The 14,395-nt window shown below is 68.6% G+C and carries 13 protein-coding genes; 4 read left to right on the top strand and 9 right to left on the bottom strand.

Annotated elements, in window-relative coordinates:
• Positions 1 to 25: 25 nt before the first annotated feature.
• From cydC to ACFVWG_RS28385, 4 genes are read right to left on the bottom strand one after another with little or no spacing between them, the layout of a single operon-like run.
• Positions 26 to 1,645 carry a thiol reductant ABC exporter subunit CydC gene (cydC, locus tag ACFVWG_RS28370; RefSeq protein WP_391546469.1) on the bottom strand — a complete coding sequence of 540 codons (1,620 nt, stop codon included), beginning with the start codon at positions 1,643 to 1,645 and terminating at the stop codon, positions 26 to 28.
• Positions 1,642 to 3,267, bottom strand: a complete 1,626-nt coding sequence (cydD, locus tag ACFVWG_RS28375) for a thiol reductant ABC exporter subunit CydD (protein ID WP_391546470.1) — start codon at positions 3,265 to 3,267, stop codon at positions 1,642 to 1,644. Before cydD ends, cydC begins: the two co-directional genes overlap by 4 nt.
• Entirely contained in the window at positions 3,264 to 4,247 is a 984-nt protein-coding gene (cydB, locus tag ACFVWG_RS28380) for a cytochrome d ubiquinol oxidase subunit II (RefSeq protein ID WP_391546471.1), read from the bottom strand. The genes cydD and cydB overlap by 4 nt, the downstream gene beginning before the upstream one ends.
• Positions 4,248 to 4,259: 12 nt before the next feature.
• A complete protein-coding gene (locus ACFVWG_RS28385) occupies positions 4,260 to 5,672 on the bottom strand; it encodes a cytochrome ubiquinol oxidase subunit I (RefSeq protein ID WP_391546472.1) in 1,413 nt (470 codons plus the stop codon).
• 82 nt (positions 5,673 to 5,754) lie between these two features.
• Here ACFVWG_RS28385 and ACFVWG_RS28390 point away from each other — a divergent pair, with 82 nt between their 5' ends.
• Positions 5,755 to 6,141, top strand: coding sequence for a BlaI/MecI/CopY family transcriptional regulator (locus tag ACFVWG_RS28390; protein WP_391546473.1), 387 nt, complete (start codon positions 5,755 to 5,757; stop codon positions 6,139 to 6,141).
• Complete coding sequence (locus ACFVWG_RS28395) at positions 6,138 to 7,043, top strand: M56 family metallopeptidase (protein ID WP_391546474.1); 906 nt, start codon at positions 6,138 to 6,140, stop codon at positions 7,041 to 7,043. Before ACFVWG_RS28390 ends, ACFVWG_RS28395 begins: the two co-directional genes overlap by 4 nt.
• Before the next feature lie 452 nt (positions 7,044 to 7,495).
• On the opposite strand, the gene ACFVWG_RS28400 is transcribed toward ACFVWG_RS28395, so the two are convergent.
• Positions 7,496 to 8,749: an MFS transporter gene (locus tag ACFVWG_RS28400; RefSeq protein ID WP_391546475.1), complete on the bottom strand. Its 1,254-nt coding sequence runs from the start codon at positions 8,747 to 8,749 to the stop codon at positions 7,496 to 7,498.
• A gap of 82 nt (positions 8,750 to 8,831) precedes the next feature.
• Here ACFVWG_RS28400 and ACFVWG_RS28405 point away from each other — a divergent pair, with 82 nt between their 5' ends.
• Both ACFVWG_RS28405 and ACFVWG_RS28410 read left to right on the top strand, forming a co-directional pair.
• Positions 8,832 to 10,520: an aldehyde dehydrogenase family protein gene (locus ACFVWG_RS28405; RefSeq protein ID WP_391546476.1), complete on the top strand. Its 1,689-nt coding sequence runs from the start codon at positions 8,832 to 8,834 to the stop codon at positions 10,518 to 10,520.
• A gap of 8 nt (positions 10,521 to 10,528) precedes the next feature.
• Positions 10,529 to 11,353 (top strand): sphingomyelin phosphodiesterase, encoded by an 825-nt coding sequence (locus tag ACFVWG_RS28410; RefSeq protein WP_391546477.1) that lies wholly within the window; start codon positions 10,529 to 10,531, stop codon positions 11,351 to 11,353.
• On the opposite strand, the gene ACFVWG_RS28415 is transcribed toward ACFVWG_RS28410, so the two are convergent.
• From ACFVWG_RS28415 to ACFVWG_RS28430, 4 genes are all read right to left on the bottom strand, one after another.
• Entirely contained in the window at positions 11,346 to 11,894 is a 549-nt protein-coding gene (locus tag ACFVWG_RS28415; RefSeq protein WP_391546478.1) for a dihydrofolate reductase family protein, read from the bottom strand. The genes ACFVWG_RS28410 and ACFVWG_RS28415 overlap by 8 nt on opposite strands.
• Before the next feature lie 165 nt (positions 11,895 to 12,059).
• Positions 12,060 to 13,151, bottom strand: coding sequence for a threonine aldolase family protein (locus ACFVWG_RS28420; protein ID WP_391546479.1), 1,092 nt, complete (start codon positions 13,149 to 13,151; stop codon positions 12,060 to 12,062).
• A gap of 33 nt (positions 13,152 to 13,184) precedes the next feature.
• Positions 13,185 to 13,850: an anti-sigma factor family protein gene (locus tag ACFVWG_RS28425; protein ID WP_391546480.1), complete on the bottom strand. Its 666-nt coding sequence runs from the start codon at positions 13,848 to 13,850 to the stop codon at positions 13,185 to 13,187.
• Complete coding sequence (locus ACFVWG_RS28430) at positions 13,847 to 14,371, bottom strand: sigma-70 family RNA polymerase sigma factor (protein ID WP_391546481.1); 525 nt, start codon at positions 14,369 to 14,371, stop codon at positions 13,847 to 13,849. The genes ACFVWG_RS28425 and ACFVWG_RS28430 overlap by 4 nt, the downstream gene beginning before the upstream one ends.
• Positions 14,372 to 14,395 lie beyond the last annotated feature (24 nt).

The following is a 14,395-nucleotide window of genomic DNA, read 5'->3' on the forward strand; positions in this document are numbered from 1 at the left end:
TCCCGCACGAAGGATGCCGCGTCCGTCACGGGAGGCGCACCGCCCGTCGCAGCGCGTGAGCGGGTGCCAGCTCGGGCCGATGAGTCAGCAGTACGACGGTCCGCCGCCCGGCCGCCGCGAACAGGTCCGCCAGCAGTGCCCGGCCGGTCTCCTCGTCCAGGTGCTCGGTGGGCTCGTCCAGCACCAGTACGTCGCGGTCCGCGAGCAGCAACCGGGCGAACGCCAGCCGCTGCCGCTCACCACCGGACAGCCGGGCACCGTGCTCGCCCACCATCGTGTCCAGCCCGTCCGGCAGCCCTTCGACGAATACCCCGAGCCGCGCGAGATACAGCGCCCGCCACAGCCGCAGGTCGCTCGCACCGGGCTGCGCGAGGAGCAGATTCTCCCGGATGGTCGTGTCGAACACGTGGCTCTCCTGCGTCAGCAGCCCCACCACCGACCGCACCTGGTCGCCTTCGAGACTCGCCAGATCCACACCGTCCATCAGCACCTCACCATCTCGAGGCTCCAGGAACCGGAGCAACACCGCCGCCAACGTGCTCTTGCCGGATCCGCTCACCCCCGTGATCACCACGCGGCTCCCGGCCGGCATGTCCAGGCTGAGCCCATCCAGTACGTCGTCGTCGCCGTACCCGACGTGCAGGTGCTTCACCTCTAGGTCACGCCCCCGCGGTAGCGCCGCGGCCAATGTGGGCTCATGCACCGGCTCGGGCGCGTCGACGAGCTCCTGGACCCGGCCGAGTGCCGCCCGGACTCGAATGGCTAGCTGAGCGGCCGCCGGGATCCCACCGAGGACATCAGCCAACGCCAGCGGAGTAAGGACGAGTACGGCGAACACCGCGCCGGTGATATTCGCCGTACTGCCCAGCACCAGTCCCGCAACGCTCGCCCCGCCCACGCACAGCACCAGCAGCGCACCGCCGAGCCCAGCGCTCCAGGCCGACCGACGCTCTGCCGCCGCCAGCCGGTCGTCATGCGCACTGAAGGCGGCCAGTACGTCGTCCACCGCATTGAAGGCGACGATGTCGCCCGCGGTCAGCAGCGTCTCGGTGGCGGCCGCAGCCACGTCACCACGCTCACCCGCGATCCGGCGCTCCGCCCGCGCGGCCGTCCTCGCGGTCAGCCACGGTACGACGGTGCACGCGATCAGCACCGCCAACGCGACGGCCACTCCGGCCACCGGCAACAGGAGCACTAACAGCGTCACGGTCGCGGCGGCCGTGACCATGGCGACCGCCACCGGCAACAGCACTCGCAACCACAGATCGAGGACCGCATCCACATCCAGCACCAGCCGGGCCAGCAGGTCCCCTTGCCGACGACCACTCAACCCACCCGGCGCAATCCGCTCCAGCCGACCGGTGATCCGCGCCCGCGTCTCCCCCAGCACCCGGTACGCCGCGTCGTGGCCGGCCAGGCGTTCGACGTACCGGAAGACGCCACGACCGACACCGAACGCGCGCACCGCCACGATCGGCACCATCAGGATCAGCACCGGCGGCTGAGCCGCCGCAGTGGTAATCAGCCAGGCCGAGGTCGCCAGCAACGCCACCGCAGAGCCAGACGCAGCGACGCCCGCAACCAACGCGAGCACCAACCGCCACCACACTCGGCCCTCCGGCCGCACCAATGCCCAACTGCTCATGCCGGCACCAACTCTCGGGTTCCCACGACGACTGTTCGATCGGCGGCTGCTAGTAGTGCGGGCCGGTGCGCGACCATCAGCACGGTCCGACCGGTGGCTCGCAACCCTGCAACGACTGCTGCCTCCGCCTCGGCGTCCAGCCCAGCCGTCGGCTCGTCGAGCAGCAGCACAGGCGCATCGGTCACCAGCGCACGAGCCAGCGCGACTCGCCGCTGCTGACCGCCCGACAGCAACTGCCCGCGCTCCCCCACCGCCTTGTCCAGCTCCAGCTCACCAGCACCCGCCGCCAGCAAGGCCAACCGCACCTCGTCATCGGACGCCAGAGGCCGACCAAGCCGCACGTTGTCCGCGACCGTCCCCATCCGCAGTCCCGGCCGCTGCGGCACCCAGGCGAACTGCCGCCGCCACACGCTCGGTTCGAACTCGTCCGCCGCACTCCCGCCAACCACGACCACACCTCGCTCCGGAACCACGAAGCCGAGCAACACTGCGAGCACCGTCGACTTCCCAGCCCCACTGGCTCCGCTCAGCGCGACCACCTCACCGGGCCGAACCTCCAGGTCGAACCCATCAAGCGCCGGCTCCGACCGACCCGGATACCGCACCGTCACGTCATGCAGTTGCAGAGCCGTAGCCGTTAGATCCGGTACGTCGGTCCGCTCCCCGCGCTCCGGCAGCGGCGTCTCCAACACCCGGAACACCTCTTCACTGGCTGCCACCCCATCCGCACTGGCGTGGAACTGCATGCCGACCTGACGCAGCGGCAGGTATGCCTCGGGCGCCAGGATCAGCACCATCAGCGCGGTCTCCAGCCCCAGGTGCCCGTTGATCAGCCGCAGCCCAACTCCGACCGCCACCAGCGCCACCGAGATGCTGGCCAGCAACTCCAGCGCAAACGACGACAGGAACGCGACCCGCAGACTGCTCATCGACGCAACCCGGTGCCGATCCGTCACCCGCCGCACGGCGTCTTCCTGGGCCTTGGCGCGACCGAACAGCTTGAGCGTCGGCAAGCCTGTCACCACATCCGTGAAGTGGTGAGCCAGCACCCCCAGCGCACGCTGCCGCCGTCGGCTGTGCGCCTGCGTCGCCCAGCCGATCAGCGCCATGAAGATCGGAATCAGGGGCAGCGTGACCACGACCGTCCCGGCCGCGATCAGATCGCCGGTCGCCATCCAGCCGATCACTCCGGCCGGAACCGTTGCCGCGAGCACCAATTGCGGCAGGTAGCGGGCGAAGTACGGATCAAGGTCGTCGAGTCCCTTGGTCAGCAGCGTGGTCAGCGCACTACTGCGCTCACCACTCAGCCACACCGGACCGAGCTTCAGCGAGTGCTCCAGCACCTGCCGCCGCAGAGTGGACTTCACCGCAGCCGCAGTGCGCTGCGCCACCACCTCCTGCAGCCACAGCAGCGCCGCACGACCAGCCACCACCGCAGCCAGCGCCCACGCCACCCCTGTCACGTCAGCGCCGCGGAGCACCACCCCTGCAATCCCACGCGCCAGCAGGACCGCCTGCACGACAATCAGCACGCCACTGGCGATGCCGATCAGAACCGACGCAGCCAGGAAAACCCGGGCCGCTCGCGCCCGGCGCAACAGCCTTGGGTCGAGGGGCTTCATGCCACCACGACCCGCTTGCGGAACACCCAGTACGTCCAGCCCTGGTAGAGCAGCACCAGTGGAGTGAAGATGCCGGCGATGATCGTCAGGATCTTCAACGTGTACGCCGTTGAGGCCGCCTCGACCGCGGTCAGTGTCGACTGCGGGTCCAGCGTGGACGGGATCACCACGGGGAACAGGGCCGCGAACAACGACACCACGGCCAGCCCGGTCGCCACCGCCGTACCGGCGAAAGCCCAGCCTTCACGGCCGAACCTGTTGGCCACCAGACCGCCGACGAAGGCCAGTGCAGCAGCAGCGGCCACAATCGCCGAGCCGGTGTCACCACGCAGCGCTTGTGCCCACCAGAGGAAGGCGACGGCCAGGACTGCGGTCACAACCCCGAGCCGCGCGGCCAGCCGGTTCGCCCGCTCGCGCAATACGCCGTCGGTCCGCAGCGCCAGGAAGATCGCGCCATGCGTGACGAACACCGCCACGAACGTCACCCCGCCGAGCAGTGCGAACGGACTGAACAGATCGCCCAGGCTGCCGACGAACTCGTGGGAGTTGTCCAGCGGTACGCCGCGAACCAGGTTGGCGAAGGTGATCCCCCAGAGCAGCGCTGGCACCACCGAGCCGATGGTGATCAGCGTGTCCATCCGTCCACGCCACAACAGGTCGGCGCGCTTCCCGCGGTACTCCAGCGCGACCCCGCGCAGGATCAGCGCCACCAGAATCGCGAACAGCGGCAGGTAGAACCCGCTGAACAGCGTCGCGTACCACTCCGGGAACGCGGCGAACGTGGCCGCACCCGCCATCACCAGCCAGACCTCGTTGCCGTCCCAGACCGGGCCGATCGTGGTGATCGCCGCCCGGCGCTCGGGCTCGTCCCGGCCGATCACTCGCAGCAGCGCGCCGACGCCGAAGTCGAAACCCTCCAGCACGAAGTACCCGGTCCACAGCCCCGCAATCACGAGGAACCAGACAGTCGTGAGCTCCATCAGTCAGCCCCTTCAGTACGCGAACGAGAGCGGTTCGGCGGATTCGGAATCGTCCGGCTCGGAGCCGGGCGCGGGGGCGTCCGTCCCAGCCAGTCCACCCCGGATCGTGCGGAGCATCAGCTTCACCTCGACCACCGCGAGCACGCCGTACAGGACGGTGAAGCCGACCAGCGACGTGATCACCTCGCCCGCGGTGGTGCCCGGCGAAACACCCGAGGCCGTTGGCAGCAGCCCGAACACCAGCCAGGGCTGGCGACCGGTCTCGGTGAAGATCCAGCCGAAGCAGTTGGCCACCAGGGGTAGCAGTGGCAGCGGTGCGACCACCCAGATCAGCCACTTGGCCGGCGCCCGCCCCCTTCTGGTTGCCCACAGCAACCACAGTGCGATCGCGCCGGAGGCCATCCCGACCCCGATCATCAGGCGGAAGGTCCAGTAGGCGAGCGGCACGTTCGGGCTGTAGGAGCCCGGTCCGTAGAGCGTCTCGTACGCCTGCTGCAGCGAGTTGATGCCCTTCACCTCGCCGTCGAGGTGACCGGTGCCAAGGAAGGACAGCAGGTACGGCACCTTGATCGAGAAGATCTCCTTCGAACCGTCCAGCGTGCCGATCGTGAAGACCGAGAACGACGCCGGCTTCTCGGTCTCGTAGAGCGCCTCGGCGGCGGCCATCTTCATCGGCTGCACCTCGGTCATCACCTTGCCCTGCCGGTCGCCGCTGAGCGCGACCCCGGCGCTGGCCACCAGCACGATCACCGCACCGATCTTCAGCGCGGACCGGAACACCTCCCGGTCGACCGTCGGCCGGCGGAGCAGATGCCACAACGCGACCCCGGCCACGAACGCACCGCCGACCATGAAGGCCGCGAAGATCGTGTGCGGGTAGGTGACGAGCACGACTTTGTTGGTGAGCACCGCCCACAGGTCGGTCAGCTCGGCCCGCCCACGCTCGGCGTTGTAGCGGAAACCGACCGGGTTCTGCATCCACGAGTTGGCCGCGAGGATGAAGTACGCCGACAGTTGCGTGCCCAGCACGACCATCCAGATGCAGCCGAGGTGCACCAGCTTCGGCAGCCGGTCCCAGCCGAACATCCACAGGCCGATGAAGGTCGACTCGACGAAGAACGCGAGCAGCCCCTCCAGCGCCAGCGGGGCGCCGAACACGTCGCCGACGAAGCGCGAGTAGTCGCTCCAGTTCATCCCGAACTGGAACTCCTGGACGAGACCGGTGACCACACCCATCGCGATGTTGATCAGGAACAGCTTCCCGTAGAACTTGGTCAGCCGCAGGTACTTCTCCTTGCCGGTCCGGTACCACGCGGTCTGCAACCCGGCGGTGATCGCGACCAGCGAGATCGTCACCGGCACGAAGAAGAAGTGATAAACGGTGGTGACGGCGAACTGCCACCGGGCCAGATCCAGCGTGTCCACGGAACCCCTCCAGAACACATCTACGACGTTACGTAGTAGATGCTACAACGGATCTACTACAACGTGTAGTTACACTGGTCACGTGACCAGTGAGGAGAAGGCCCCGCGGCCGCTCGGCGATCTCGAGCGAGTCGTCATGGAGCAACTATGGGCGGCGCCCGACGCGCTCACGGTGCGCGCTGTCTACGAGCAGGTCTCCACCACCCGCAACCTCGCCTACACGACCGTGATGACGGTCCTGGACCGGCTGGCGAAGAAGAATCTCACCGAGCGCGAGCGCGACGGGAAGGCCTGGCGCTACCGGGCCGCCGCACCACGCGAGGAGATGGCCGCCGACCTCATGCGGGACGCCCTCGATCGCGCGGGCGATCGCCGTGAGGCCCTGGTCCGGTTCGTCGGCCAGGTCAGTGACGAAGAGGCCGCGCTGCTCAGAGAGGCGCTGGCCAAGCTGGAGGAGCGGGAGGGGTGATCACCCCGGTCCTGTTGGCCGCACTGGCCCTGGTGCTCACCGGACCGGCGCCGGCTCTGCTGGCACGTTCCTCTTGGCCGTACCGCGTCCCCCGCGCCGCCGTCGCGCTCTGGCAGGCGATCGCGCTGGCCGCCGTACTGGCTGCTCTTGGTGCCGGTATCGCGCTCTCCTACTCCACCGCGGGTGAGCCAGGCGAGCCACGCTTCGATCCGTCGTCACCACGCGACCTCCTGGCCGCAGCGATCCTCGCCATGACCGCACTGGTTGTCCTGAGACTCCTGTGGGCCACAGGGAAGGTGGCCGTCGGCACGCGGGCGCGACGAAGACGGCACCGCGACCTGGTCGACGTACTGGCCACACCGGATGGCCTGATCCCCGGACTGCGTGTCCTAGCTGAAGAAACGCCGCTCGCCTACTGCCTACCTGCCATCAGCGGTCACCGCGTGGTCGTGTCCGTCGGTGCGCTCGACCGGCTCGACGACACTGAGCTCAAGGCGGTCCTCGCTCACGAGCAGGCACATCTGCGTGCGCGACACGACCTGGTGCTGGAGGCGTTCACCGCACTCCACGCAGCCTTCCCCCGCTGGGTACGCAGCGAGGTAGCGCTCGACCAAGCCCGCACGCTCGTCGAGCTCCTGGCCGACGACGACGCCCGCCGCCGCAACGGCCCACGTCCACTGGCGAGAGCCCTGGTTGCTTTGGCCGGCTCCCCCGCCCCCGAAGCCGCCCTAGCTGCGGCCAAATCCTCCACCGTGCTGCGCGTTCAGCGACTGGCCGACCCAGAGCCCGGCAACACAGCACTTGCCGTCGGCACCTACACCGCCGCCGCCCTGCTGCTCGTCCTCCCCACCTTCACGGTCGCCGCCCCCATCGTCAAAGCCATCATCAACGCCGTCGGCTGAACACGCGCCCGTCAAGGCACACCCTGCCCCCTCGCACCGCACGATGAACCACTCGGCACGGCGACCCGGCTCGGGAGCTGGATCGCGCCCCCTAAACCGGTTCGGGGAGGATTCACCCCCCGAATAGGGCTGCGGTCCTCCCCAAACCGGTTTGGGGAGGACCGGCCTGCACTGTTCCAGAGGCTGGGGAGTCCTGCCACCCGATTCGGCGGGGTACCGCTCCCCAGCGCCGCAGACGGCACCGCATTTGACACGACCCCGAACCGCCTAACTATGCGGCATAGGGGTTGCCCCTTCAGATGGTGGGTTGCCCGCTGAAAATCTCAAGGGGCAACCCACCAGTTCAGGGGGCAACCCGAGTCTTTTCGGCGGCCAGCCACTCGACCGCCAAAGGCGGCCTGCTGAAACCGTGCGGCGCGGCCGATGGCGGGTGGCGCAGGTACGGCGAACTGTCAGGCGACGCTCTTGATCGGCATTACCAGGAAGGCTGCGGCCAGCCCGGCGAAGCACGAGGCGAGGAACAGGGTCGGGAAGCCGAACGAGTTGATCAGCCACCCACCGGCGCCGGCGGCGAAGACGTACGGCAGCGAGTTGGCGATCTGGATGACGCCCAGGTCCTTCCCGCGATCCTCTGCGTGCGGCAGCACCTGGGTGACCAGGGCCTGGTCGACCGACAGATAAGCGCCGTACCCGATTCCCAGAATCGCGGCGCCGACGATCGCAGCCGACATCTGCGGCACGAAGGCGAAGAGCAATGCCGCCGAACCCTGCAGGGCCGAGGCGATCACCACCATGCGCTTGCGCTTGCCGGACTTGTCGGACCGGCGGCCCGACGGCACCGCGACGGCCACGACGGCGACCGTGTAGACCAGGATGAGGACCAGCGTGCCGTTGTCGGGATCGGTGTGCACCTCGTCCTTGAGGTACTGGTAGAGGAAGATCTGGGCCAGCGCGTTGGAGAGCTGGATCATGAAGCGCTGCCCGAAGGCCCAGGCGAAGTCCGCGTGTTTGAGCGGAGCGACAACACCGACCGCGATCGCCTTGAGATCCAGCGGCGGCCGTTCACTGCGCGCGAGCGGGATCCCCTTCGTGAACAGGGCAAACGGGAGCACCAGCACGAACATCAGCACGGCGAGGCCGACGTACGCGTCAAGGATGCCGGTCAGCAGCAGCGTCAGCACCACGACGCCGGCCACCGGTCCGACCGACTGAGCGACACCCTGGTAGCCGGAGATGGTCGCTCGCTGATTGACCGGAACCTCATCCGGTACGGCGGTCTGCAGCGCGACGCTGACTGCGGCGTACCCAACCTGGAAAACGGCCCAGCCGAGGACGATGCCGAGTACGCCGTGTTGCAGTCCCTGGAAGACGAACGCGACGGCGGCGAGCGCCGTACCGTAGAGGACCCACGGCTGGCGGCGGCCACGTCGGTTCAGCGTCCGGTCCGAGAAGGCACCGGCCAACACCGAGACGACGACAGTGACGAGAGCAGCCACGAGATTGGCCAGGCTCTGCGCGGAGACCGCGGCCGAGCTGACGTTGTCGGTGACCTCGTTGGTATGGCGCGGCAGCAGCACCTGCTGGGTGGCGAAGTACGCCATGAAGATGCCGAAGTTCGCCAGCGTCCAGTACCGAGCCCAGTACGCCGGAACCCGGGTGACCGGCTCAGCCAGCGCCGAGGTCCGCGGAACGTCGATATCCGTCATCCCACCACGATCGGGCATCATCGCCCCGAAGGGAATAACTGAACTATTGTCAGTTTCGGTGGGGTGCTGCCTACGATGGGGCATGGACAGCACAGCGCTCGAAGGGGCGATCAGTGATCTCGCGGGGGCCAAGGAGCGGTGGGCCGAGCTGCCGATCGCCGGCCGGCTCGACTACCTGAACCGGATCCGGACCCTCGTAGCCGGGCGGGCGGATGCCTGGGTCGCGCTGGCGGCACAGGCCAAAGGGCTGCGTCAGGACTCCCCCCTGCTCAACGAGGAGTGGCTGGGTGGCCCGTACGCCGTACTGGGCTGGATCAACGCGATCACCGAGACGCTGCAGGCCCTCGACGCCGGCACCGACCCGCTGCGTGGGTCCAAGGTGAGCCAGCGCGCTGACGGGCAGACCGTCGTACGGGTCGCACCGCACGACTTCAACGAGTGGCTGCTGCTGAACGGCTTCAGCACCGAGGTGTGGATGCAGCCAGGTGTTACGCCGGCCAACGTCCGTGACAGCCTCGGGAGCGCGTACCGCGGCCCGCGGCCCACCGGCCAGGTCGCGCTGGTGCTCGGTGCGGGGAACGTCTCCTCGATCGCACCGCTCGACCTGCTGTACAAGCTGTACGCCGACAACGAGGTCGTCGTCTGCAAGCTGAACCCGGTCAACGACTACCTCGGTCCGACCTTCGAGGAGATCTTCGCGCCGCTGATCGAGGACGGGTACGTCCGGTTCGTGTACGGCGGCGCCGACGTCGGCGAGTATCTCTGCACGCACGCGGGCGTCGACACGATCCATGTGACCGGCAGCGAGCGCACCCACGACGCGATCGTGTACGGCGTCGGTCCGGAGGCAGCGGCCCGTCGCGAGCGGGATGAACGCGTCAACCCGAAGCCGGTCTCCGCGGAGCTCGGCGGGGTCGGCCCGACGATCGTCGTACCGGGCCCATGGTCGAAGGCCGACATCGCCTTCCAGGCCGAGCACATCGCCACCCAGAAGCTGCAGAACAGCGGGTTCAACTGCATCGCCGCGCAGGTGCTGGTGCTACCTGAGGGCTGGGAGCACACCGAGGCCCTGATCGCCGCCGTACGGAGCGCACTCGAGAAGGCCGAGCAGCGGCCCGCCTACTACCCCGGTGCCGACGACCGGCGCCAGGGCGCGGCCGACGCCTATGCGCAGGCCGAGGCACTCACCGGCAACCGCACGCTGGTGACGGGCGTCGACGCGTCTGACCCGAAGGCCTACGCGTTCACGACCGAGTTCTTCGCACCGGTGCTGGCGACCACGACGTTGCCTGCGGCAGGGTTCCTGGAGCGGGCGGTGACGTTCGCGAACGAGCAACTGCACGGCACACTCGGCGCGAACATCCTGGTACACCCGCGGACGCTCCGCGAGCTGGGTCCGAAGCTGGACGACGCGGTGGCGGCGCTGCGGTTCGGGACAGTGGCGATCAACGCGTGGACAGGTGTCGGCTACGCCAGCCCGCGCGCGACCTGGGGCGCGTTCCCCGGTCACACGCCGGACGACATCCAGAGTGGGACCGGCGTGGTGCACAACGCGTTGCTGTTCGACCGGGCGCAGAAGACCGTCGTTCGTGGACCGTTCACACCGTTCCCGCGCTCGATCGGTTCGGGTGAGCTGGCGATGTCGCCGCGGCCGCCGTGGTTCGTCACCAACAAGACCGCGCTGGCCACGGCCGAGCGGCTCACTCGCTTCGCCGCGGATGGCAAGCTGCGCCGGCTCCCCGGCATCTTGGCTTCGGCGATGCGCGGCTGAGTCAGGACATGGCTGCGGGGTTCGGCCTCACGCTGATCACCTACAACATCCTGCAGCTGCCGCTGTTCGGCTCCGCACGCCGGGCAGCGCTGGCCGCGCAGGTTCTCGAGACGGCCGACGCCGACATCGTCGTACTCAACGAAGCCTTCAACCGGCCGGCCCGCAGGCTGGTGCTGCACGGCCTCGGCAAGCGCGGGTACGCCGTCACTCCAGAGGTCGGCCGGAAGAACCGCGCGTGGACGAGCGCATCGGGCCGGGACCGGCGCTGGAGCACGCTCGCCGGTGGCGGCATCTACATCGCCAGTCGGCTGCCGGTCCTCGAGCAACACCAGCACCGTTATCGGGCGTACAAGCCGCTGACCTCAGACGCCCTCTCCAACAAGGGCGCCGCTCTGGTCGCCCTGCAGACACCGGTGGGCCGGCTCTGGGTTGCTGCGACTCACCTGCAGGCGGACGAGCGCGGCTCCCATCACGCCGTACGGATGCAGCAGCTGGACGAGCTACGCCGCTTCGTCGCCAGTACGGCGGGAGCCGGTGAACCAGTGCTCGTCGTCGGCGACCTCAACGTCGAGTACTACCCCGACGGCCGCGACCTCGCCGAGGCCGAACGCACCCTGGGGGGCACGATCCTCACTGGCCCCATCCACGAACCCACCTTCGACGGCAGCCTCAACCGAGTGCTCCCCCACCGCTACCGCACCTACCGCAACGTCCTGGACTACGTCGGCAGCATCGGTCCGAGTCTGGAGATCACCACGCGGACCCTCACTGACGAGACGGCCCGAGACGCCTCCGACCACTTCCCGGTCCAGGCCACCGTGACGATCAGCTAGCCGGCCGGTAGCGCATCAGTACGCCGTTGCCGGCCCACGGGCGCGCCTCGATCAGCTCGAGGGCCACCCGCTGATCGGAGAAGACAGGCCGGCCCGCACCCAGCAGCACCGGGCACACGCGCAGCTGGATCTCGTCGACCAGCCCGGCAGCGAGCAACGAGTGGAAGAGCGAGATGCTCCCCCACAAGATGATGTCCTTGCCGTCCTCGGCCTTCAGCTCGCGCACAGCCTCGACATCACGGACCACTGTCGCCGGCTCATGCGCTCCCCACGGAGCCTCCGCGAGGGTCGTCGAGACGACCACCTTGCGCAGCCCGTTGAGCAACGGGGTGATCGGCTCGGCGGCCGCGGCCTCCGTCGGCCAGAAGGCGACGAAGATCTTGTACGTCTCGGCGCCGAGCAGCATCGTGTCGATCCGCTCGAACGTCGCCCGGTCCTCGGCATCGTGCTCGCCGACCGTGGCGAAGAACGGCGTCTCGCCGTCCGCGTCGGCGGCGAACCCGTCGAGCGTCACATACTCCTGGAAGATGAGCTGTCTCATCTTCCGCAGACTAGTGCTAGCCGAAGTGTTTGCCCTCACCTCGCGCGACCGCGAGCAGGACCAGCCCGGCCAGGACCAGCAGAACAACCATGGTTACAACGAACGTCAGCACTTCTCTCCCCGATTTCCCAACCCAGATCCCCAGCGTCTAACCAGTGGACGATCTCAGTCGCGCAAAAGTTCCCCGAACGCCTTGGTGATCTCGGCCACTGACCACTGCAGGGTGTGCGGCGTGATCACCAGCTCGATCCACGACCAGCCCGGTACGGCGGTTGGTTGCCAAGGGCCACAAATGGACTCGCGGGTGCGCTCCATCCGGTCGACCGTCGCGGCCTCGATCACGGCGGCGTCGCGGGGCGCGTAGACCTGGAACGAGTTGGTGTGCGGCGGTTCGGGGACCACCCGATAGCCCGCGGCCTGCAGCGCGGTGGCGACTTCGACTGCTCGCTTGTAGAGGTCGTCCATCTGCGGCAGGACTGCCCGCAGCCCTTCGCGCGCGGCGACGGCGTACGGGAGCATCGTGTAGAGGTTGCCGCCCAGGCGTCGCTGCCAGCGCCGGGCCTCGGCGATCACGTCCTCCGGCCCGGCCAGGACCGCACCGGCCAGTCCACCGAGCACCTTGTAGAACGACAGGTACACCGACGTGGCCAGCGCGGAGATCTCCGCCAGGCTGTGTCCCAGGTACGGCGTGCTCTCCCACAAGCGCGCGCCGTCCAGATGCAGCGGTACGCCGCGCTCCGCGCACGCCTCGGCGAACACCACCAGCTCGTCCCAGGTCGGCAGCAGGAACCCCGGCTCGCGCAGCGGCAGTTCCAGCGTCACCGCGGCGAGCTTCCCCGGAATCGCGGCCAGCTCGTCCGGCCGCGGCTGCCGCGGGTCGGAGGTCAGCCGCTCGATCCGGAGGTGGTGCACCTCTTCCAGTGCGTTCAGCTCGTGCACCAGGAGGTGGGACTGTCCGTGGACTGCTACCCGCTTGGTCCCCGCACGGTCGGCGTACACACGCAGGACGCTCTGCTGCGCCATGATGCCGGACGGCATGAAGACCGCGGCCGGCTTGCCCAGCAGGTCGGCGACCTCCTGCTCCAGCGCCTCGATGTCGCCGCCGTGGCCGTAACTGTCGTAGCGCTCGTCGGTGGCGGCCTCCGCCAGGCGTCGGAGCCGCTCCGGCGCCGGGACCCGCGCCTGTGACAGCCAGCGGTCACAGGCGTCGCTGGCGGACTTACGACGGGCGCGGAGATCGTCTGCGGAAGTAGCCACGACTCAATCCTCTCCCGAGGCCGCAACCAGATTTCAGACGGTGGTGGTGACGACGTGCTCGCCCTGCACGGTCTTGATCTCGACCGACTGCACCTGGTCCGGCCGCACCAGCACACCGCCACCGAACCGGCTACCGTCCTGCGCTGCCTTGCCCGAGACCAGCCAGCTGCCCGCAGTCCAGGTCTTGCCGGCCTTGTCTGTCACGAACATCACGCACTCGGCACCAGGCTTCAGACCGGTGATCTGCACCCGCACCCACGTCCAGCCCTCACGGGGCTCCACGGTGGTCGTCATCGACGTACCAGTCACCGCGTCGACCGCACTGACCTGCCTGGAACCTGGAACGGGCGCATCGGCCTGGTCAACTGTCTGACGACCAATCAGTACGCCGCCGCCCAGCGCACCGGCCACGACGACCACTGCGGCCGCGACCAGCAGCCACGGCTTCCGGCTCTTCTTAACCGGCTGGCGCACCTCACGGAGGGTGCGCTGCAGCAGCAGGTCACCGTCCTCGGGCGGTCCGTCCAGGAACGCTTCCGGCGGCACCTCGCCGAGGAGCTCCTTCATCTCCTCGAGCTCGGCCAGCTCGGTCCGGCACTCGGCACACGTCGCCAGGTGCTCGTCGACCTCACGGATCTCGGCAGGCTCCAACGCACCCAGTGCATAGGCGCCCAGCTGCGAGTGATCGTGTTCACTCATCGGGTCACCTCCGGTCCTGCCATCACCGCGCGCAGAGCTCGGAGGGCGTAGTACGTTCTCGATTTCACGGTACCCGGCGGCACACCGAGTTCCTTGGCCGCCTCGGCCACTGAGCGGCCCCGGTAGTACAGCTCGACCAACACTTCACGGTGCTCGGGTGAGACCTGGTCCAGTGCGCCCAGCACCACCATGGTGTTCACCACTGCCTCGGAGTGGTCCCGCTCGACCGGAGGCTGGTCAACCACGTCGGCAACCTCGACAGGTCGGGCTGCTCGCGCTCTGGCTCGGTCAGTGACGATGTTGCGCGCCACGGTCAGCAGCCAGCCCCGCACCGAGCCCTTGGTCTGATTCAGGTCGTCTGCATGCTTCCAAGCCCGGACCAGAGTCTCCTGTACGACGTCCTCCGCCGCAGCGCGGTCGCCGGTCAGCCGGGTGGCATACGCGAGCACGCTCCGACCGTGCTCGGCGTACAGGGAGCGGACGAACGTCTCGGCCGCGTCCTGCCCCTGGTTAGCACCCACCGTCGGAACGATAGCGGGTGCCCA

Origin of the sequence: Kribbella sp. NPDC058245 (assembly GCF_042882005.1) — a bacterium.
Taxonomy (GTDB): domain Bacteria; phylum Actinomycetota; class Actinomycetes; order Propionibacteriales; family Kribbellaceae; genus Kribbella.